This window comes from Bradyrhizobium sp. Leo170 (assembly GCF_004296405.1).
GTDB lineage: Bacteria > Pseudomonadota > Alphaproteobacteria > Rhizobiales > Xanthobacteraceae > Bradyrhizobium.
Window position 1 is genome coordinate 1 of sequence record NZ_PSRR01000135.1, and the last position, 20,019, is coordinate 20,019.

Consider the following 20,019-nt stretch of genomic DNA (forward strand, 5'->3'; position numbering starts at 1 on the left):
CAAGAAAGGTGGGCACGCTGCGCTTTGCCCACCCTACGGCTTATGCCTTCGCCGGCGCCGGCCAATAGCGGTCGCGGAGATGGCGCTTCACCAGCTTGCCGGTCGGCGTGCGCGGCAGCTCGGCTTCGAAGTCGATCGAGCGCGGGCATTTGATCGCAGATAGCCGCGACTTGCAGAACTGGATCAGTTCGGCCTCGAGTTCCTTGCCGGCCTCGGTCATATCGTGCGGCTGCACCACGGCCTTGACCTCTTCGCCCATCTCCTCGTTCGGCACCCCGAACACCGCAACGTCGGAAACAGCGGGATGCGTGATCAGCACATCCTCGGTCTCCTGCGGATAGATGTTCACACCGCCGGAGATGATCATGTAGCTCTTGCGGTCGGTGAGATAGAGGAAGCCTTCCTTGTCGAGATAGCCGACATCGCCGAGCGTCGACCAGCCCTTCGCGTTATAGGCGCGCTTCGTCTTCTCGGGATCGTTGTGATAGGTGAACGCGGGCGCGTCGGCGAAATAGACCGTGCCGATCTCGCCAACCGGCAGCTCCTCGTCGTCCTCGTCGAGGATCTTCACCTTGCCGACGACAGCGCGGCCGACCGTGCCGCGGTGCTCCAGCCATTGCTGCGAGGTCGACACTGTGACGCCATTGCCCTCGGAGCCCGCGTAATACTCGATCAGGATCGGCCCCCACCACTCGATCATCTGGGCTTTGACATCGACCGGGCAAGGCGCGGCGGCATGGATCGCACCCTTCAGCGAGGAGACGGCGTAGCGCGTGCGCACCTCATCCGCCAGTTTCAGCATGCGCACGAACATGGTCGGCACGAGCTGCGACTGCGTCACCTTGTGCTTCTCGACCAGCTTGAGGAATTCCTCCGCGTCGAACGACTCCATGATGATCGAGGTGCCGCCGAGCACGATCGCCATCATGTTGAAGCGCAGGGGAGCGGCGTGATAGAGCGGCGCCGGCGACAGATAGATGGTGTCCGCGTTCATGCCGCACATGTCGGCGCACAGCACCCGCAGGAACGGGTTGGGCACATCGATCGGGTTACCTTCGAACTGCTTCTTGATGCCCTTGGGCCGGCCGGTGGTGCCGGAGGAATAGAGCATGTCGTAGCCGGCGACCTCGTCCGCAATCGGCGTGGTCGGCTGCACGACCGCTTCCTTGTCGAAAGAGCGGAAGCCGGGCTGCGGCTCGTCGAGCATGAACCACAACGGTTCGCCTAGCTCGCCCTTGATGAGCCCCTTCACCTGCTCGGCACATTTCGGCGAGGTGATGAAGACCTTGGCGCCGCAGTCCCTGATGATATAGGCGATCTCGTCCTGCTTCAGGTAACGGCTGATCGCGGTGTAATAGAGCCCCGCGCGCTGCGCCGCCCAGCAGATTTCCATGAAGGCGAGCCGGTTCTCCATCAGGAAAGCGATGTGGTCGCCGGCCTTCAGTCCGAGCGAACGGAACAGATGCGCGCCCTGGTTGGAGAGCTCGTCGAGCTCGCGATAGCTGATCGCCTTGCCGGTTCCGGCCATCTGGTAGGCGATCTTGTCCGGATGCGTGCGGGCGTGGATGGTGGGGTGGGTCATGGGGTTTCCTCAAGACGCGAAGGGGCGAATAGCGAATAGGGAGTGGCGAATAGAGGAAGGTCAGTTTGTCCCCATTCGCCACTCGCTACTCGCTATTCGCCCCTTGCTGACTGGCTGTTAGTTTTGTTTGTTAGAGTCGTTCCACAATCGTCACATTCGCCATGCCGCCGCCTTCGCACATGGTCTGCAGGCCGTAGCGCTTGTTGCGCTGCTCGAGCGCGTTGATGAGCGTGGTCATCAATTTGGTGCCGGAGCCGCCGAGCGGATGGCCGAGCGCGATCGCGCCGCCGTTGACGTTGAGACGGGCGGGATCGGCGCCGGTGGTCTTCAGCCACGCTGTCGGCACCGAGGCGAAGGCTTCGTTGACCTCAAACAGGTCGATGTCGTCGATTGTCATGCCGGCTTTCTTCAGCGCGCGTTCGGTGGCGGGCAGCGGCGCCTCAAGCATGATCACGGGATCATGGCCCAGCATGCTCATGTGGTGGATGCGCGCCATTGGCTTGACGCCGAGCTGCTTCAGCCCCTTCTCGTTGACGACGAGCACGCCGGAGGCGCCGTCGCAGATCTGGCTCGAGCTCGCCGCGGTCAGCTTGCCGTTCTCGGCGATCAGCTTGACGCCCTTGATGCCCTCGCGGCTGGCGTCGAAGCGGATGCCTTCGTCGATGTGGTGGGTGTCCGTGGTGCCGTCGGCGCGGGTGATCTGCACCGGCACGATCTCGTCCTTGAAGTGGCCGGCTTGCGTGGCCGCAATCGCGCGCTGGTGGCTGCCGTAGGCATATTCATCGAGCTGGTCTTTGGAGAGGCCGTATTTCTCCGCCATCATCTCCGCGCCGGTGAACTGGCTGAACATGATGTTGGGATAGCGCTTCTCGATGTTTGGGCTCTTGTAGTAGCCAAAACCGTTCTTCTGCGGCAGCGACGAGGCAAGGCCCATCGGCACCCGCGTCATCGATTCCACCCCGGCGGCGATCACGATGTCCATCGAGCCGGACATCACGGCCTGCGCGGCGAAGTGCAGCGCCTGCTGCGAGGAACCGCACTGCCGGTCGATCGAGGTGCCGGGCACGCTTTCCGGCAGCTTCGAGGCCATCACCGCGTTGCGCGCGATGTTGTTGGATTGCTCGCCGGCCTGCATCACGCAGCCCATGATCACGTCCTCGACCAAAGCGGGATCGACGCCGGAACGATCGACCAGCGCGTCCAGCACGGTCGCGGCCAGGTCGGCCGGATGCCAGCCGGCAAGACGTCCCCCCTTGCGGCCGCCGGCGGTGCGAGCGGCGGCGACGATATAGGCCTCGGCCATGTCTTAGTCTCCCTGAGTGTTCTGGATGGGCGTTTCAAAGATGGCGGGATTAAAAGGGCCGTCACGGATTTAGTCAATCAATCAATTAACTCTTGAGATGCGGCGCGGCATCGGGTTATCTGCCCGGCGGGTGTTCCGGCAGGGAAGATGGCAGCACAGCTAAATACCAGTATACCAACGCGCCTTCCGGCCGGCAGAAACGCCACGGCGGAGAAGCTATTGGTCGCCGCGAGCGAATTGATGATCGAGCGCGCCTCGATCGAGGTGTCGCTGTCCGACATTGCCCAGAAGTCCGGCGTCAACGCCGCGCTGGTGAAATATCATTTCGGGAACAAGGACGGGCTATTGCTGGCGCTGCTCGCGCGCGATGCCGCAACCGAGATGTCGCAGCTCGAATATTTGCTGGCGCAGCCGATCTCGCCGACCGCGAAGCTGCGCCTGCACATCGGCGGCATCATCCGCGCCTATCACCAGTTCCCCTATATGAACCGGCTGATCCATTATCTCCTGCACGAGAGCAGTCCTGAGGCCGCCGACGAAGTGTCGAAGTTCTTCGTCGCGCCGCTGCTGGATTTCCATCGCCGCCTGCTCAATGAGGGTGTGCAAGCCGGTAAGTTCCGCGAGGTCGATCCCGTGCTGTTCTACACCAGCCTGATCGGCGCCTGCGATCACCTGTTCTTCGGCCGTCACGCGATGTCGCGCGCGACCGGCGTCGGTCCGGTCACCGACGAGGTCTGCCGCGAATACATCAAGCATATGGAAGCGCTGATCTTCGGCGGAATGTTGAACGAGCGAGTAGCGAGTAGCGAGTAGCGAATGGAAAACAAACCCCTATTCGCTACTCCCTATTCGCCATTCGCCAATTAGAAACCCAACCCAAGGAAAGGCATCCCACATGCAGTTGAAAGACGTTGCTGTTCTCATCACCGGCGGTGGCTCTGGCCTCGGGGCCGCCACCGCGCGTGCCATGGCCGCCAAAGGCGCCAAGATCGGCGTGCTCGACCAGAACAAGGAGAACGCCGAAAATGTCGCGGCGGAAGTGAAGGGCGTCGCGCTTCATGCCGATGTCACCAGCGAGGAGCAGGTGAAGGCCGCGATCGCCAAGGCGGAGGCCGCGCATGGCATTGCGCGCGTGCTGATGAACTGCGCCGGCATCGGCGGTTCACAGCGCATCGTCGGCAAGGACGGCGTCTATCCGCTGGAAAAGTTCACCCGCATCATCAATGTCAATTTGATCGGCACCTTCAACGTGCTGCGCCTGTTCGCGGAGCGGCTCGCCACGGCGCAGCCGATCGGCGAAGAGCGCGGCGTCGTCGTCAACACCGCCTCGGTCGCGGCCTATGAAGGCCAGATCGGCCAGATCGCGTATTCCGCCTCGAAGGGCGGCATTGTCGGCCTGACCCTGCCGGCGGCGCGCGATCTCGCCAGCCTGAAGATCCGCGTCAACACGATCGCGCCCGGCATCTTCTTCACGCCCCTCCTGATGGGTCTGAACGAGGAAGCCCGCAAGAGCCTCGGCGCTCAGGTGCCGCATCCGGCCCGCCTCGGCGAGCCCGATGAATACGGTGCGCTGGCCGTGCATATCGTCGAGAACGCGATGCTCAACGGCGAAACCATCCGCCTCGACGGCGCCATCCGCATGGCTCCACGGTAGGCTTCCCTTCTCCCCTTGTGGGAGAAGGTGGCGCGGATGAAATCCGCGACGGATGAGGGGTTCTCTCCGGCTGGCAACCCCTCACCGTATCGAATGCACCGCTAATGCCGGTGCAGCCCTCTCCCACAAGGGGAGAGGGCGCAGTAACTGGCATCGCGTTCGGGTGAGGCAGGAGTTAAGCGTGACGCAACCGCTTCTGATCGAACATCACGACGGCGTCGATTGGGTGACGCTCAATCGCCCCGAGAGCCTGAACGCGCTCGATCCCTCGCTCATCGATGCGCTGAATGTCTACTTCCAAAGCCTGCAGCGCAACCGCGACACCCGTGTCGTGGTGCTGAAGGGCGCCGGCCAGAACTTCTGCGCCGGCCTTGACCTCAAGCACGCGATGCAGCGTCGCGCCGGGCAGCAGGAGCCGCCTGGAGTCACCGAGTCCCTGGACTCGCAGCGGCGCATCGCTGATATCGTGATGCTGATGCGGCGCTGCCCGCAGCCGATCATCGCGCTGATCCAGGGCGCGGCCGCCGGTGGCGGCTTTGCGCTGGCGCTCGCTTCCGATATCCGGATTGCGGCCAAATCGGCGCGGATGAATTGCGCCTTCATCAAGCTCGGCCTCGGTGGCTGCGACATCGGCACCAGCTATTTCCTGCCGCGCCTGGTTGGCGTTTCCGTTGCGTCTGAACTGATCCTGACCGGCCGCTTCATTGGCGCGGAGCGCGCGCTCGCGGTCGGTCTCGTGTCGGAGGTGGTCGAAGAGGGCGAGCTTGATGCGGCGGCCGAGCCTTATGTCGAGGCGATGCTGACGGCGTCGCCAGTGGGTCTCCGCCTCTCGAAGGAATGCCTCAACATGAGCGTCGATGCGCCTTCGCTGGAATCGGTGATCGCGATGGAGGACCGCAACCAGGTCCTGTGCAGCCGTTCGGAAGATTTTGCAGAAGGTATCAGGGCCTTTCTCGAAAAACGAAAGCCTGTGTATATCAGGCGATAGCGACAAAGATCCGCAAAGGACAAGAAATTCCGGGAGACGCAAAATGGATGGGAATGCAGCCGCGGTGCTTGAAAAGCCGGGCTTTCGCAAGATCGAATGGCTGCCGCGCGACATCGCGATCGAGCGGCGAGACGACGGCGCGATCGTCCTGAAGTCGCGCATTCCGCTCGGCCCTTATGAGACACATATTCCTGCGTCGCTCGCGAAATGGGCGAAGCAGGCGCCGGATCGCACCTGGCTCGCCCAGCGCACCGGCCCGGAGCGGCAATGGCGCAACCTGTCCTACGCCGACGCCAAGCGCACGGTGGATGCGCTCACGCAAGGCTTGCTCAATCTGAAGCTCGATCCCGGCCGTCCGATCACGATTCTATCAGGGAATTCGATTGAGCACGCGCTGATGACGCAGGCGGCGATGCAGGCGCGGCTGCCGGCGGCGCCGGTATCGCCGGCCTATTCGCTGATGAGCCAGGATCACCTCAAGCTCAAATATCTGTTCGACCTGGTCAAGCCGGCCGTGATCATGGTGCAGGACGGGCCGACCTTCGAAAAGGCGCTGCGCGCGCTTGATCTTGATGGCGTCACCGTCGTCCACGTCGCGCGCCCTTGCGACGGCATCAAGAGCGTCAGCTTCGCCGAGCTTGCGGCAACGCCCGTCACTGATGATGTCGAAACCTCGATCGCGCAGATCACGCCGCAAACGGTCGGCAAGCTATTGTTCACCTCGGGCTCGACCGGCATGCCGAAGGCCGTCATCAACACCCAGGAGATGATGTGCGCCAATGCCGCGATGATGATGCAGGTGCGGCCGCGCGATTCCAATGGTCCGCTGGCGACCTATCTCGACTGGATGCCCTGGAATCACACCATGGGCGGCAACGCGCTGTTCAACCCGGTGCTGATCGACGGCGGCACGCTCTATATCGACGACGGCCGGCCGATGCCGGGCCAGTTCGACGAGACTATCCGTAACCTGCGCGAGATCTCGCCGACCTACTACGCCAACGTCCCCGCCGGCTATGCCGCGCTGGCGGCCGCGATGGAAAAGGACGATGTGCTGTGCCGCAGCTTCTTCCGGAATCTCTCCGTGATGGCCTATGGCGGCGCGCGGCTGCCTGATGATCTCTACGACCGCATGCAGGCGCTGGCGGTGCGCTCCACCGGTGAGCGCATCGTGTTCTATACCGGATGGGGATCGACTGAGACCGCGCCGACTTCGACTGGCACCTATTGGGACACCGAGCGCGTCGGCCTGATCGGACTGCCGTTTCCTGGCGTCGAGCTGAAGATGGTGCCGTGCGGCGCGAAGTATGAATTGCGCCTGCGCGGCGTCAACGTCACGCCCGGCTATTTCGGCCAGCCCGAACTCACCAGATCGGTGTTCGACGAGGAAGGCTTCTACTGCATCGGCGATGCCGGCGTGTTCGTCGACCCCGAGGATCCCGTGCAGGGCATCATCTTCGCCGGCCGCGTGGTCGAGGATTTCAAGCTCACGACCGGCACCTTCGTGCATGTCGGCTCGCTCCGCACCGATGTGATCGCCGCCGCAACGCCTGTCGTGCACGACGCGCTGGTGGCCGGCCAGGATCGCCCCTTTATCGGCCTGCTCGCCTGGCCCAATCTTCATGCCTGCCGGCAGATCATGGGCGATCCCAACGCAACCTTCGACGATGCGGTGAAGCATCCGGAGGTGATCGACTGTTTCAGGCGCGGACTGGAGGCGCACAATGCTTCCGTCGCCGGCGCCAGCAGCCGGCGCATCTCGCGCGCGATGCTGATGGTCGAGCCGCCCTCGATCGACGGCAACGAACTCACCGACAAGGGCTACATCAACCAGCGCGCCGGCCTCGAGCGCCGCGCGGCGCTGGTGGAGCGGCTCTATGCTGATCAACCATGCAAAGACGTGATCGTGCTGCAATGAAGATCACCTCTCTCCCCTCGTCATTCCGGGGCGATGCGATAGCATCGAGCCCGGAATCCATTTCTCCGCTTGCGCACGCGGCGCGATGGATTCCGCGCTCGCGCTTACGCGCGCCCCGGAATGACAGTCTCTTGTCACGCATCATCAACCCGAGTGAAACGCCATGAATTTCGATTTCTCCGACGAACAGAAGCAGATGCGCGACGAGGCGCGGAAATTCCTTAGCGAGCAATGTCCGCCGAAAGCGGTGCGCACTGTGCTCGATGGCAAGGCCGCCTACGACAAGGACCTCTGGAAGGGCCTCGCCGAGATGGGTTTCCTCGGCGTTGCGATCCCCGAACAGTTCGGCGGCGCGGGCGCGGGCCATCTTGAGCTCTGCGTGATCGCGGAAGAGATGGGCCGGGCGCTGGCGCCGGTGCCGTTCTCCTCGACTGTCTATCTCGCGGCCGAAGCGTTGATGCTCGCCGGCAGCGATGCGCAGAAGCAGAAATGGCTACCGAAGATCGCCGCGGGCGAAGCCATCGGCACGCTGGCGCTGTTCGAGGGCAAAGGCAGTCCGTCGCCAAAGGCAATCAAGCTCGCTGCATCTAGCGGTGCGCTCAACGGCACCAAGAAGCCAGTGCCGGATGGGGCTATCGCTGATTTCGCGGTGGTCGCCGCGCGCACCGGCTCGACGGGACGCGATGCAGATATTTCGCTGTTCCTGGTCGACCTCAAGGGCGGCGGCGTCGATGTCAAGGAATTGACCAACATCGATCTGACCCGCGGCCAGGCCGAGATCACCTTCACCAACGCCAAGGCTGAGCCGCTCGGCGCCACCGGCGAAGGCTGGGGCATCATTACGCAAGTGCTCGACCGCGCCGCGGTGCTCTTGGCGTTCGAGCAGGTCGGCGGCGCCGACCGCGCGCTGGAGATGGGCCGCGATTACGCGCTCGATCGGATCGCTTTCGGCCGCCCGATCGGCTCGTTCCAGGCAGTCAAGCACATCCTCGCCGACATGTATGTCTCGGCGACCTTGGCGCGCTCCAATTGCTATTACGGCGCCTGGGCGCTCTCGACCAATGCCGCGGAGTTGCCGGAAGCGGCCGCCGCCGCGCGGATCAGCGCGACGCAGGCGTTCCAGCATTGCGCCAAGAACAACATCCAGGTCCATGGCGGCATGGGATTCACCTGGGAGTTCGACTGCCACATGTACTACCGCCGCGCCAATGCTACTGCGCTCGGCCTCGGCAGCCTCTCTTATTGGGAGGATGCCCTGATCGACCGCATGCGCAAGAAGAACGCGGCGTAAATTCTTGCTCGTCATTCCGGGGCGCGCGAAGCGCGAACCCGGAATCTCGACGTAACTAACCTCTGGATTCCGGATCGATCCGCGAAGCGCGGATCGTCCGGAATGACGGGTCAAAAAAGGACGACGTCCATGAACTTCGACGACACCCCGCAGGAAGCTGCGTTCCGCGCCGAGGCAAGAGCCTGGATCGCGGCGAACGCGCCGAAGCAATATGAGGACGAGCTGCGCAAATCCTCGCTCGGCCGCACCCAGCTCAAGAATGCCAACATCCTCGAGGTCGCAAAGGCCTGGCAGAAGAAGAAGGCGGATGCCGGCTGGGCCTGCCTGCATTGGCCGAAGGAATATGGCGGCCGTGGCGCCTCGCCGATCGAGCGTGTGATCTGGCAGCAGGAGGAGGGGCCGTTCGGCAGGCTCTCCGCCATGTTCATCATCGGCCACGGCATGTGCGGCCCGACCATGATGGCGTTCGCCCGCGAGGAGCATAAGCGCCACTATCTGCCGCCGCTGGCCTCTGGCGAAAAGATCTGGTGCCAGCTTTTCTCCGAACCCGCCGGCGGCTCCGATGTTGCGGGGCTTCGTACCCGCGCGGAGAAAAAAGGCGACGAGTGGATCGTCAACGGCCAGAAGATCTGGACATCGGGCGCGCACTATTCCGACTACGGCATCCTGCTGACCCGCACCGATCCGACGGTGCCCAAGCACAAGGGCCTGACGATGTTCTTCCTGGACATGAAGAGCCCGGGCGTCGAAGTTAGGCCGATCAAGCAGGCGAGCGGGCAGTCCGACTTCAACGAGGTCTATTTCACCGACGTCAGGATTCCCGATCATCAGCGGCTCGGCGAGATCAATGACGGCTGGAACGTCTCGCTGACCACGCTGATGAATGAGCGCATGTCGATCGGCGCCGGTGTCGCGACTGGTTTCCCTGAGCTGTTCGAGTTCTGCAATAACCTGATGCTGGAGGATGGCCCCGCGATCGAAGACCGCAGCGTTCGCTCGCGGCTTGCCAACTATGCGGTCAAGGCGAGCGGGCTGAAATACACCAGCATGCGCGCGATCTCGGCGCTGTCGAAGGGCGAGCGGCCGGGTCCGGAGAATTCCATCGGCAAGCTGGTGGCGGGATCGATGATCCAGGAAGTCGCGATGTACGCGCTCGACCTGCAGGGCGCCGCCGGCGTGCTGAGCGGGCCAGACGCGGAACTCGCCGGCAGGTTCCAGGCGATGCTGCTGCGTGCGCCCGGCACCCGCGTCGAAGGGGGCACCGACGAGATCATGCGCAACATCATCGCCGAACGCGTGCTGGGACTGCCCGGCGACATCAGGGTCGACAAGGACGTGCCGTTCAACCAGATCCCGACCAAGGGAAGAGCCTAGCCGTTATTCCGGGGCGCCGCGCAGCGGCGAACCCGGAATCCGGAGGTTGTGGGTCGAGATTCTCCGATGTGCAATTGCACATCATAGTTCACGCTTCGCGTGCCCCGGAATGACAAGAACAAAGGAAGCGCCAATGAATTTCGACGACACCCCGCAGGAAGCCGCCTTCCGCGCCGAGGCGCGCAAATGGGTCGAGGCCAATGCGCCCAAGGAATATGAGGCGGAGCTGTCGAAATCCTCGCTCGGCCGCATTCGGCTGGAGAAGGCCGAGATCGTCGATGTCGGCAAGGCCTGGCAGAAGAAGAAGGCCGAGGCCGGCTGGGCCTGCCTGCACTGGCCGAAGGAATATGGCGGCCGCGGCGCGACCCCGATCGAGCGCGTGATCTGGCAGCAGGAAGAGGGCATCTACGGCAAATTGACCCAGCCGTTCCAGATCGGCGAGGGCATGTGCGGGCCGACCGTGATGGCCTATGGCAGCGAGGAGCATAAGCGCCGCTATCTGCCGAAGCTTGCGTCGGGCGAAGAGATCTGGTGCCAGCTCTTCTCCGAACCGGCCGGCGGCTCCGACGTCGCAGGGCTTCGCACGCGTGCGGAAAAGCAGGGCGACAACTGGATCATTAACGGCCAGAAGATCTGGACCTCCGGCGCGCATTATTCCGATTACGGGCTTTTGATCACGCGCACCGATCCCAACGTGCCAAAGCACAAGGGGCTCACCATGTTCTTCCTGGACATGAAGAGCAAAGGCGTCGAAGTGCGCCCGATCAAGCAGGCCAACGGCATGCAGGAGTTCAATGAGGTCTATTTCACCGATGTGGTGATCCCGGACAGCCAGCGGCTTGGCGCAGTCGGCGACGGCTGGAACGTCTCGCTGACCACCTTGATGAACGAACGCATGTCGATCGGCGCGCGGCTGGCAACCGGCTTCCCCGAAATGTTCGAGTTCTGCTCCAATTTGATGACGGACGACGGGCTCGCGATCGACGATCCCGCCGTGCGCTCGAAGCTTGCGAGCTGGGCCGTGAAGGCAAGCGGACTGAAATACACCAGCTACCGCGCGATCTCCTCGCTCTCCAAGGGCGAGCGGCCCGGGCCGGAGAACTCGATCGGCAAGCTCGTCGCGGGCTCGATGCTGCAGGACATCGCGACTTACGCGATGGATCTGGAAGGCGCCGCCGGCGCGCTCACGGGCGCTTCGGAGGAAGTCGCGAACGGCCAGTTCCAGCAGATGCTGCTCACCTCGCCATCGATGCGGATCGCCGGCGGCACCGATGAAATCCTCCGCAACATCATCGCTGAACGCGTGCTTGGCCTGCCCGGCGATATCCGCGTCGACAAGGACGTGCCGTTCAACAAGATCCCAACCAAAGGACGCTGACCATGGATGCGAAAACGCCGAGCCCGCGTTACACGACCGAAGATCGCATCGGCGTGCTCGAGGAGCTGCTGAACGAGCGCTACTCCGTGCGCGCCTTCCTGCCGCGCGAAGTGCCGCGGGAGATCATCGAGCATGTGCTCAACGTGGCGCAGCGCACCGCGTCCTGGTGCAACAGCCAGCCCTGGCAGGTCCTGATCGCGAGCGGCGAGGCCAAGGAACGCTTCCGCAAATTGATCTATGCCGAGGCGGCTTCCGGCACCAAGGACGACCATGACTTCGCGCCGCCGCGCGAATATGTCGGGGTTTATCTGGAGCGGCGCCGCGAAAGCGGCTTCCAGCTCTACAACACGCTCGGCATTATCAGAGGCGACAAGGCCGCGTACGCAAAGCAGGCGCTGGAGAACTACAATTTCTTCGGCGCGCCGCATGTCGCTGTTATCCACACCAACGAGCCGCTCGGCATTTATGGTGCGATCGATTGCGGCGCCTATGTCTCTAATTTCATGCTGGCCGCCCAAGCGCTCGGGCTCGGCACCATCCCGCAGGCCGCGCTCGCCCGCCATTCCGGCCTGATCCGCCGTCACTTCAATCTGCCCGACGACCGCCGCGTCGTCTGCGGCATCTCCTTCGGCTACGCCGATCATGGCCACAAGGTGAACAGCTATCGGACCTCAAGGGCGACCGTTGCGGATGCCGTGACGTTCTTGGACGAGTAATCCGTCGACGCAGGTGATCGGGCGACCGATCAGCGGGTGCGCGGTGGAATTTTCGGCAGCTTGTCAGGGTCGAATTTTGGTGTCGGCCCGACCGGCTCCGGTGCGGGCGGCTGTGGTTCGCTGAGAATCAGCGTTCCTTCAAGGAGTACCCCAGGCACCTGCTCCGCGGTCGCTGTGTAACGCCCCAACTTGTCGGCGCACGTTCCTTCAAGCCGAAGCGTAAGGTCATCGGCGCCGAAGACGGTTGCATGTCCTTCGGTGTGTCTCTTGACCGATAATGTGGCGGTGAAGCGATCCCCGTCGATTTCGCAGGAGCCGCTATAGGTCGTGATGCTGTCATGACCCCAGATCCTGCCGTCTTCGACATGGGCGATGCCGGTGCCTTGGCCCAGCGGGGTCTTGAACCACGCCGCATAGGTACCGTTTCTGAGCATGGAGGAACTTTCTCCCTCGGTGTTCACAAGTGCCCCAGCAGGGATCATCGACATGGCTAGCGCTAAAACTTGGTTAACCTCCTGCTCCGGGCGAATCCGGTGAAGGAGCTGCGCACCGGACGTCAGGTGTGGTGACCAAGCAGTTCCGCGATCACCTCCTCGGAGAACGTCTTCTTGACCCCCGCGATCAAGACATGTTCGGAATCTCCGGGAATTGGCACAGCGCGCGGCAGGCCATGTTCAAGCAGTGCCCGGGCGCAGCCGACCCAGTCACCGCCCTCGACCGGCTGGTTGCAGGACGCCCATGACAGCGAGCCGCAGACATGATCGCCAAAGCGCCGTGCTCTTCCGTCCATTTCGCTCCGTGTTCGAGCAGGAAGCGCGTCAATTCCGCATCACCACGGAAGACGGCGAGATTGAGTGCGGATGCATTCCAGTCGCCGCCGCGCACGGAGATTGGCCAGCCGAGCCGGACCATGAGTCGTGCGCCTTCGCTTCCGCCTTCCGCCACGATGTCCGGTAGCAATCGCAGTTGCGCCTCGGGCAGTGACGCAGGCAGGTCGGGACGCCTTGCGCCGATCGCGCGGGCTTCGCGCTCGTCGCCGCGCGCGCAAGCCGCCACGAAACGCTCTTCGTCGGAGATCGGCTGCGCGCTGATGCGGCCGCGCAGCAGTTCGGCGACCTCCACAAGCCCAAACTGCAGCGCCAGCCTGTAGGCATCGACGCCGGCTGGGGTCATCCTCGATGGGTCGGCGCCCGCCTCCAGCAGGGCCTCGACGTGCTGGATCGAGCGCCTGCGCCTGATCGCCCACAATAGTGGCGATCCCCAATCACTCAGCGGCGGATTTCGCGCTGGCTCGTTTGGATCGCCGCCATGCTGCAGTAGCAGCTTGAGCGGCGCCGCATCTTCGAGGTCGAGCGATCTGTAGATCGCGTTCGTCTCTGCGATGCGAGCGCCATGCTCCAGCAAGAGGCGGGTGCAATCGGGATTCTCGAGCGAGTGGTAGAGCGATTCGCCGTCGTTCGGGTCGGCGCCGGCTTCGAGCAGCAGCTTCGTCAGCGCGGCATCGCGGTTGGTTCCGGCGGCGCCATAGAGCGTTGACAAGGGACAGCGCTCGTCCGGATTGCTCAAAGAACCCGGCGGCCAGCGGCTGTAGATCCGCTGATTGACGTCCGCGCCCGCAGCGATCAGAAATTTCGCGCTCTCGTGCAGCCGTTCGCGAAATTCAGCTACGCGAAGCAGCGCCGAATGAACGACTGCGAACAGCGGCGGCAATCGGAGCGGGCCGCCGGGACGGTTGAGCCAGGAGGGATCGGCCTGCGTGGCTAGTCGCAGCGCATTTTCATCGCCAATCGCGCATGACAGATAGGGATCGCCGGCTGCGAGGTCGGGGCTTTCGGCGCGGATCCGGAGCGCGACGCGTGGATTGGCGGCATTCATGCTGCCACTGACGTCGCCGGAGTAGATCAGCCCAAGCCAATGCAGGACGCGGTCGGCGCGCTCGTTCGGCGAATCGGGTTGCACTTCCACATACCTCTCGAGATCGGCCAGCCGGCGGTCAGAATTTCGCCGGCCGTTTCTCGGCGCGCGCCTTGATGCCTTCCTTGATCTCCGTTCCGCGCAGGCTCTCGCGATGACGGGCGTCGGCGGCTTCCTTGTCGAACTCGCCGTGAGCGAACTCATTGATGGCGCGCTTCATGCCGGCCATGGCGCGAGGTGCATTGGCGGCGAGCAGGCTCGCGAGCCGGTCGACCTCCTGGTCCAGCTCGCTCTCGGGCACCATGGCGGTGAGATAGCCGATCTGCAGCATCTCCGGCGCGCCGATCTTCCGTCCCGTCAGGAACAGCATCTTGGCATTGTTGACGCCAAGCCGCGACACGTAACGCCTGATCCCGCTCGGGTAATAATGCAGGCCGAGCTTTGCGGCCGGCATGAACATCTCCGCGGTGTCGACGCCGATGCGGAAATCGCAGGCGAGCGCCAGATCGGTCGAGCCGCCATAGACGCCGCCGTTGAGCCGGCAGATCGTGGGCACGTGCAGATCTTCGAGCCGGTTTGCCACGCCCTCGAACGCGGAACCCGTGCTCGGCTCGTCGCCGGCAGCGCCAGCGCGCGCCGCCACCGAATTGAGATCGTAGCCGGCGGAAAAGGCGCGGCCAGTGCCGGTCAGTACCAGCACGCGGACGGCGGGATCTGCCTCGACGCGGTCGAACAGTCTCACCAGCTCGACGAGATCTTCCGCCTGCAGCCGGTTCATGTGCTTCGGACGGTTGAGGCGGATGGTGGCGCGAGGGCCCGAAATCTCGAGCTGCGGCGGGGTTGCGGTCTCTGCCGCGTCAGACATGGTTCGCTCCATTGTTGGTTCTCCAGCTCGCGCCGGTTTGGCGTCGGTCTTGGCGTCGACGTCGCGGCGAGTCCGGGCCTGTTGGCTGCTTCGCGGACGTGCTAATCCACACCGGTTGCCGGAAGGTGCCTTTCCTTGCCCAGCCCGTCAATGACGACTGGCAAATGGCTGCATTCCACCTCGGTCTCACCCGTCTGGGCATGCCAGGCGCCCTGGCCGGCGCCTGATTGGCCTGACAAAGTCGTGAGATTCGCGAACAAAAGAGCGACATTTCCCGTATATCAGGGAGAGGCTGCCGTGCGGGGCGGCCCCGGATTATGAAATCGCGGCGACATTCAATGCTTAGAAATTGGTTGGTTTCCTATGGATACCTCACATCTTGTTCAGCACGCAGGGACTGCCGGCACCTTGTTCGCGTCGATCTTCGTGATCGCGACCACCACGATGCGGACAATGATTCCCTTGCGCGTTTTCGGCATTCTCGCAAACATTGTCCTGATCATCACGGCCATCCCGATCCATAATTATCTGGTCATTCTGGTCCAGATAGTCATGCTGCTGGTCAATACCTATCGCCTGCACCAGATGCTGCAGCTCGTCCGCGACGTCAGGAAATCCGTCAACAGCGATCTCTCGATGGAATGGCTGAAGCCGTTCATGACCGAGCGCAAATGCGGCGCTGGCGAAGTCCTGTTCTACAAGGACGAGAAGGCCGACAGCATGTTCTACATCGTCAGCGGCCGCTTCCGCCTGGTCGAGTCCGGAATCGAGCTGCCGGTCGGCGCCATTGTCGGCGAGCTCGGCATGCTGTCACCGTCCAACGTCCGCACGCAAACGCTGGAATGCGTCCAGGGCGGCGTTATCCTTTCGGTAAGCTACGACCAGGTCGAGCAGCTCTATGTGCAGAACCCGGCCTTCGGCTTCTACTTCCTCAGGCTTGCCAGCGCGCGGCTGTTCCAGAATATCGATACGCTGGAGCAGCGGCTGGCCCAGCAGGTGGCGGCGGTAGAGCCGAAGCCGGCATGACGAGCGAGAGTGCAACCGTGGCGGACGACGACGGCATCCTGTCCTCGTTGCGTTATCTGTTCGCCGATTTCCTCGGCGACGAGGACAGCACACCGCCGGTGCTTCCCGAGGGATTGCCGGAGAGCGTCGCAGCCGTCGCGAGCGATGCCATCCACCTCCTGATCGACTATCAGAGCGCCGGCTACGCCCAGCTCTATGTCGACCGCTTGCGGCGCTTCGTCGGCAGGCGCGACGTCGACGAGGTGATGCTCGCCGAGATCGCGCAGTTGATGATGGAGCGCATGGCCTATGAGGATCCGATCCGGATCGCGCAATTGAAACTGCTCGAGCTCGAGCAGAAGGGTGCGCGGGCTGGATCGGTGGATATCAGGAGATTCCGATTCGACGAGTTGGTTGATGCTCTGCCTGCCGCGGTCGCCGCGCCGGTGCTCGATATTTTGGAGTGGCAGGGCTGGGCACGAAGGACGGTCAAGGTCAAATTCTCCACCAAAAACCGCTTCAGCGTCCGTCGCCTGAAGCTCGAGGCCGGCCTTAAGCGCTGGCGCCTGTTCTCGATTCGCTACGCCAAGGAGCGGGTCTGGGTGGAGCGCTGGCTGCACATGATCAACCGCAGCCTGGCCAAGCAGCCCGCCGCTGCTCTCGCGGTCATCCGGACGGCGACGATGATCGAAGGCTATGGCGCGAGCTACCGCCACGGGCTCGCCGACTGGCACACGATCATCGACGACCTTGCCAAACCGACCTTCGATGGCACGCTCGCCTTGCCTGATCTCGCCGGGGCCATTGCAGAGGCACGCGCGGCAGCGATGCCCGATCCGCGGCAGGCGGCGCTGAAGCGCAAGATCGCGGAAATCCGCGCCCGAGTGCCTGCCGGAGCCAGTGCCACGGCCGGCTAGAGCATGATCCGGAAAAGTGGATAGCGTTCCTGCGAAAGCCGTTATTTCGCGGCGGGAGCCAGATTGCTGAGCGCTCGCTCGCCCGCGGCGATCAGGTCCGTCAGCGTGGTCTTGCCGCCCTCGGCGGATCTGATGATCCGTCTGGCGATTCTCTTGCGAACCGAGTGCCGTTCGCCATGCTGCGTTTGCTCACAGATCCGATCCAAGGCGGCGTTCATAATTGCCAAGGTCTTCGAATCAAATTTGCCCTCGATCATTTGCCCCTCCCTGATCTCACCTCTCATTGGCCGCATCGGCATGGCGGACGGCCAGCATGGCGCTGACATCGAGTACATTCTCGGTCTGCCTGGCTTTCTTCATTAACGCATCGCGCTCGCGGCCAAGCGGCAACCGGCGCGCGGCGGCGCGGGCATCACGGGCGAATTTCTGCAAACGGACCTCGAATGGCTCGGTCGGCCGCGATCTGTTTCGCTTCTTCTTCATGCCGCCTCCGATCTGGAAGCGAAGCTAGTCTGACGCCTCGACAGCGTCCTTAACCTATGAAAGCTGATCAAACCAAAGATGCAAATCTTCGGCGACTGGAACGTTTGTCGCGGCCGGACGTAAGCCTGTTGCTTCCGCTATCCGTCCCCGGAGGATGGCGGAAGCACTCCGATGACAGGCCCCGGCGAAAGAGGTCGCCGGGGCCGTCGAGGCATCAGGGAAGCAGCCCAGGGAAATAGCCCATGACACGTTCGAGCCAAGGCATCGTCAGGGACAACAAGGGCGAAGAGCAGCCTGCCGACAAGCGGCGCGCTCAGACCGTGCACAAGACGGATCCGAAGCATTCGGTTTCGAAGGAAGCGACCCGCGATCCCAAGCTCACCGAGGACAACAAGACGCCGGGTTCGGGCATGGGTGCTGACGACAGCGGCGACGCGCCGACGGGATAGGAACGAACTCGCGTTGGGTTTCTTGCGGCGCGGCGCTTCACAACGGCTTGATGCGAGTGCGTCCACTCATTCGGAGCCATCGTCCAGTTTGGCGACGATACGCACCCCCTGCCAGACCTCGATCGTACCGCCATTGAAGTGCTGGCGTGCCCTGGCGACCGCCTCCTCGTCCGTCTCGCTTTCCAGCTCCATCCGCTCGCGAATGTGGCCGTCGATTCCCAACAGATAGGCCCGGTATTCCTGCATCACATTTCCCCGACTGCACCCCCGCCGATCGTCACAGACAGGGTTCCGCCTGCGCATTAACATGTGCTGGGGTCCTTGAAGAAACTCGCATTTTAGGCGTCACTACTCGCAACCTGATAGAGTATGATATATAATTAGCTACTTGAGAGTGAATAACATAGGTTATTGAAATCGGTCCTATCCTTACTCGACTTATTAGCGGGGAGACTGTCCCTTTGAGTCCACTCGTTCGTAAGCTTGAGCAGTTTGTGCGGCTGTCGTCGGCCGATCGCGCGTGCCTCACCCGCGCGGCATCGGAACGGCTGCGCAAGTTCGGTCCCCGGGTCGATATCGTGCGCGAGGGCGAGAGGCCCAAGGACGTGCAATTGGTCGTTGCCGGCTGGGCATGCCGCTACAAGCAGTTGGAGGATGGGCGACGGCAGGTGGTGTCCTTTTTCCTGCCGGGCGATAGCTGCGATCTCAACGTCTTCATCCTGCGCGAGATGGATCATTCGATCGGCTCGATCACGGACTGCACCATCGCCGACCTGTCGCGCGATTTCTTCGAGGAGATCAGCGTCGGATATCCGCGCATCGTGACGGCGCTCTGGTGGGAAAGCCTGGTCGATGCCGCGATCCAGCGCGAATGGACGTTGAACCTGGGTCAGCGCACGGCGCTGGAGCGCATGGCGCATCTTTTGTGCGAGCTGTTCTTCCGCCTACGTCTTGCCGGTCTCACCAACGGCGACGGTTGCGACTTCCCCTTGACGCAGGCTGATCTCGCCGACGCCAGCGGGCTGTCCAAGGTGCATGTCAACCGCACCCTGCAGGAATTGCGTTCGGCGAACCTAATCGTCTTGAAAGGCAAGACGCTTGTCGTGCCGGATCTTCGGCGCCTGATGAATGCCGGCCTGTTCAACGCCAACTATCTGCACATGGAGCGCGAAGGCCGTCAGCTCGATGCCACCGAATGATGCCGCCCGGTCGGTGATCGCTTGACGCTTCGTATCACGGACGCCTGGAGGCGGGTGTACTGGTGGCCGAGCCCGGGAATGGCGGCGCTCAGACCCGGCAGCCGGTCGCTGCACGGCGAGGCGGGGGGCGGTTCGCGTGACCTCGCAAAATCTTCTTGAAACGCCTGTTTCGCTTGCTCTGTTTGGAGTATTTATCTATTTGTTTTTGCGAGATTTTTTTTGCTGCAACGCAACTCCGTCGTTCAGGAGGTCGCGATCATGTTGGGCGAGCGATGCTGCGGGCCTGAACGATGTCCGGCTTTGTCCCGACTACAGATGGCCGTCGACTGTTAACCTTTGTGGCCTGCGCGGCGATGCCGCAGCACTATCGCCGTAGGGCCACACCATATGAATTTCGGAGGACCGAGAGGTGCATTCGGGCGCGGGAGATGCCATAAATGGCCGCAAGTTTTGAATATTGCGGGTTTAAGAAGAAGTTGCGCTGACGCCCAGGTCCGGTTTCTCTCCATCATTTTCCATCAGTCGCAGCGAAGGGCGTCAGCTTTGTCGTTTCCATCCATGTCGTCGTCGGTCCCGGTTGCAGCGCTGGTAGGATGGATGTTGCTGCTAACCGCCAAGCACATCGTGGCGGATTTCTTTCTGCAGAATTCCTGGATGGCGATCGGCAAGGATCAGAAGATCGGCTGGGCGCTGCCTTTGTTTGCGCATTGTCTCGTGCACCTTGCGACCTCGTTGCTCCTGATCCTGGTGATCGCGCCAAGATTCTGGTTCGTCGCCTTCATCGATTTCTTCATCCACCTTGCGGTGGATCGCGCCAAGGGAATCACCACCTCGACCTTCGGCGTCACGACCGAGCACCCGTGGTTCTGGTCGCTGATCGGCGTCGATCAGGCGTTGCATCACCTGACGGGCTTCGGCCTTTCGATCTTCATGGCCGTGAACTGAGTTGCGTCCTTGGGCCCGTCATTCCGGGGCGCGCCGGC

Annotated in this window: 21 protein-coding genes; 13 read left to right on the top strand and 8 right to left on the bottom strand. The window is 62.9% G+C overall.

The window, feature by feature from the left end:
- Nucleotides 1-40: 40 nt before the first annotated feature.
- Together CWO89_RS22110 and CWO89_RS22115 are read right to left on the bottom strand one after the other, a co-directional pair.
- Nucleotides 41-1,582, bottom strand: coding sequence for an acyl-CoA synthetase (locus CWO89_RS22110; protein WP_130580861.1), 1,542 nt, complete (start codon nt 1,580-1,582; stop codon nt 41-43).
- Nucleotides 1,583-1,712: 130 nt separating this feature from the next.
- Nucleotides 1,713-2,885: an acetyl-CoA C-acetyltransferase gene (locus CWO89_RS22115; RefSeq protein ID WP_130580862.1), complete on the bottom strand. Its 1,173-nt coding sequence runs from the start codon at nt 2,883-2,885 to the stop codon at nt 1,713-1,715.
- 147 nt (nt 2,886-3,032) lie between these two features.
- On the opposite strand from CWO89_RS22115, the gene CWO89_RS22120 reads away from it, so the two are divergent.
- From CWO89_RS22120 to CWO89_RS22155, 8 genes are all read left to right on the top strand, one after another.
- Nucleotides 3,033-3,698: a TetR family transcriptional regulator gene (locus CWO89_RS22120; protein WP_130580863.1), complete on the top strand. Its 666-nt coding sequence runs from the start codon at nt 3,033-3,035 to the stop codon at nt 3,696-3,698.
- An 82-nt stretch (nt 3,699-3,780) separates the two neighbouring features.
- A complete protein-coding gene (locus tag CWO89_RS22125) occupies nt 3,781-4,539 on the top strand; it encodes an SDR family NAD(P)-dependent oxidoreductase (RefSeq protein WP_130580864.1) in 759 nt (252 codons plus the stop codon).
- A gap of 181 nt (nt 4,540-4,720) precedes the next feature.
- A complete protein-coding gene (locus tag CWO89_RS22130; protein ID WP_130580865.1) occupies nt 4,721-5,527 on the top strand; it encodes an enoyl-CoA hydratase/isomerase family protein in 807 nt (268 codons plus the stop codon).
- A 43-nt stretch (nt 5,528-5,570) separates the two neighbouring features.
- Entirely contained in the window at nt 5,571-7,445 is a 1,875-nt protein-coding gene (locus CWO89_RS22135) for an AMP-binding protein (protein ID WP_130580866.1), read from the top strand.
- 163 nt (nt 7,446-7,608) lie between these two features.
- Nucleotides 7,609-8,736, top strand: a complete 1,128-nt coding sequence (locus CWO89_RS22140; protein ID WP_130580867.1) for an acyl-CoA dehydrogenase family protein — start codon at nt 7,609-7,611, stop codon at nt 8,734-8,736.
- A gap of 129 nt (nt 8,737-8,865) precedes the next feature.
- Nucleotides 8,866-10,110 (top strand): acyl-CoA dehydrogenase, encoded by a 1,245-nt coding sequence (locus CWO89_RS22145; protein ID WP_130580868.1) that lies wholly within the window; start codon nt 8,866-8,868, stop codon nt 10,108-10,110.
- Between the two features lie 133 nt (nt 10,111-10,243).
- Nucleotides 10,244-11,488 carry an acyl-CoA dehydrogenase gene (locus CWO89_RS22150; protein ID WP_130580869.1) on the top strand — a complete coding sequence of 415 codons (1,245 nt, stop codon included), beginning with the start codon at nt 10,244-10,246 and terminating at the stop codon, nt 11,486-11,488.
- Nucleotides 11,489-11,490: 2 nt separating this feature from the next.
- Nucleotides 11,491-12,204, top strand: a complete 714-nt coding sequence (locus tag CWO89_RS22155; RefSeq protein ID WP_130580870.1) for a nitroreductase — start codon at nt 11,491-11,493, stop codon at nt 12,202-12,204.
- Nucleotides 12,205-12,233: 29 nt separating this feature from the next.
- Here the strand turns inward: CWO89_RS22155 and CWO89_RS22160 are convergent, their stop codons facing one another.
- The 3 genes from CWO89_RS22160 to CWO89_RS22170 all read right to left on the bottom strand — a co-directional run bounded on the left by CWO89_RS22160 (nt 12,234) and on the right by CWO89_RS22170 (nt 14,983).
- Complete coding sequence (locus CWO89_RS22160; RefSeq protein ID WP_130580881.1) at nt 12,234-12,638, bottom strand: hypothetical protein; 405 nt, start codon at nt 12,636-12,638, stop codon at nt 12,234-12,236.
- 187 nt (nt 12,639-12,825) lie between these two features.
- Complete coding sequence (locus CWO89_RS22165; protein WP_130580871.1) at nt 12,826-14,169, bottom strand: ankyrin repeat domain-containing protein; 1,344 nt, start codon at nt 14,167-14,169, stop codon at nt 12,826-12,828.
- A 28-nt stretch (nt 14,170-14,197) separates the two neighbouring features.
- Entirely contained in the window at nt 14,198-14,983 is a 786-nt protein-coding gene (locus CWO89_RS22170) for an enoyl-CoA hydratase/isomerase family protein (protein ID WP_130580872.1), read from the bottom strand.
- Nucleotides 14,984-15,346: 363 nt separating this feature from the next.
- On the opposite strand from CWO89_RS22170, the gene CWO89_RS22175 reads away from it, so the two are divergent.
- On the top strand, nt 15,347-16,009 hold the full coding sequence (locus CWO89_RS22175; RefSeq protein WP_130580873.1) for a Crp/Fnr family transcriptional regulator: 663 nt from the start codon (nt 15,347-15,349) through the stop codon (nt 16,007-16,009).
- Entirely contained in the window at nt 16,006-16,905 is a 900-nt protein-coding gene (locus CWO89_RS22180) for a DUF6537 domain-containing protein (RefSeq protein WP_130580874.1), read from the top strand. Before CWO89_RS22175 ends, CWO89_RS22180 begins: the two co-directional genes overlap by 4 nt.
- A 41-nt stretch (nt 16,906-16,946) precedes the next feature.
- Here CWO89_RS22180 and CWO89_RS22185 read toward each other — a convergent pair whose 3' ends face one another.
- Both CWO89_RS22185 and CWO89_RS22190 read right to left on the bottom strand, forming a co-directional pair.
- Complete coding sequence (locus tag CWO89_RS22185; RefSeq protein ID WP_130580875.1) at nt 16,947-17,162, bottom strand: hypothetical protein; 216 nt, start codon at nt 17,160-17,162, stop codon at nt 16,947-16,949.
- A gap of 16 nt (nt 17,163-17,178) precedes the next feature.
- Nucleotides 17,179-17,388 carry a hypothetical protein gene (locus CWO89_RS22190; RefSeq protein ID WP_130580876.1) on the bottom strand — a complete coding sequence of 70 codons (210 nt, stop codon included), beginning with the start codon at nt 17,386-17,388 and terminating at the stop codon, nt 17,179-17,181.
- Between the two features lie 242 nt (nt 17,389-17,630).
- Here CWO89_RS22190 and CWO89_RS22195 point away from each other — a divergent pair, with 242 nt between their 5' ends.
- Nucleotides 17,631-17,837, top strand: a complete 207-nt coding sequence (locus CWO89_RS22195) for a hypothetical protein (protein WP_130580877.1) — start codon at nt 17,631-17,633, stop codon at nt 17,835-17,837.
- 66 nt (nt 17,838-17,903) lie between these two features.
- On the opposite strand, the gene CWO89_RS22200 is transcribed toward CWO89_RS22195, so the two are convergent.
- Nucleotides 17,904-18,083 (bottom strand): hypothetical protein, encoded by a 180-nt coding sequence (locus CWO89_RS22200; RefSeq protein WP_130580878.1) that lies wholly within the window; start codon nt 18,081-18,083, stop codon nt 17,904-17,906.
- A 215-nt stretch (nt 18,084-18,298) separates the two neighbouring features.
- Here CWO89_RS22200 and CWO89_RS22205 point away from each other — a divergent pair, with 215 nt between their 5' ends.
- Entirely contained in the window at nt 18,299-19,036 is a 738-nt protein-coding gene (locus CWO89_RS22205) for a Crp/Fnr family transcriptional regulator (protein ID WP_130580879.1), read from the top strand.
- A gap of 597 nt (nt 19,037-19,633) precedes the next feature.
- A complete protein-coding gene (locus CWO89_RS22210) occupies nt 19,634-19,981 on the top strand; it encodes a DUF3307 domain-containing protein (protein ID WP_207234537.1) in 348 nt (115 codons plus the stop codon).
- Nucleotides 19,982-20,019 lie beyond the last annotated feature (38 nt).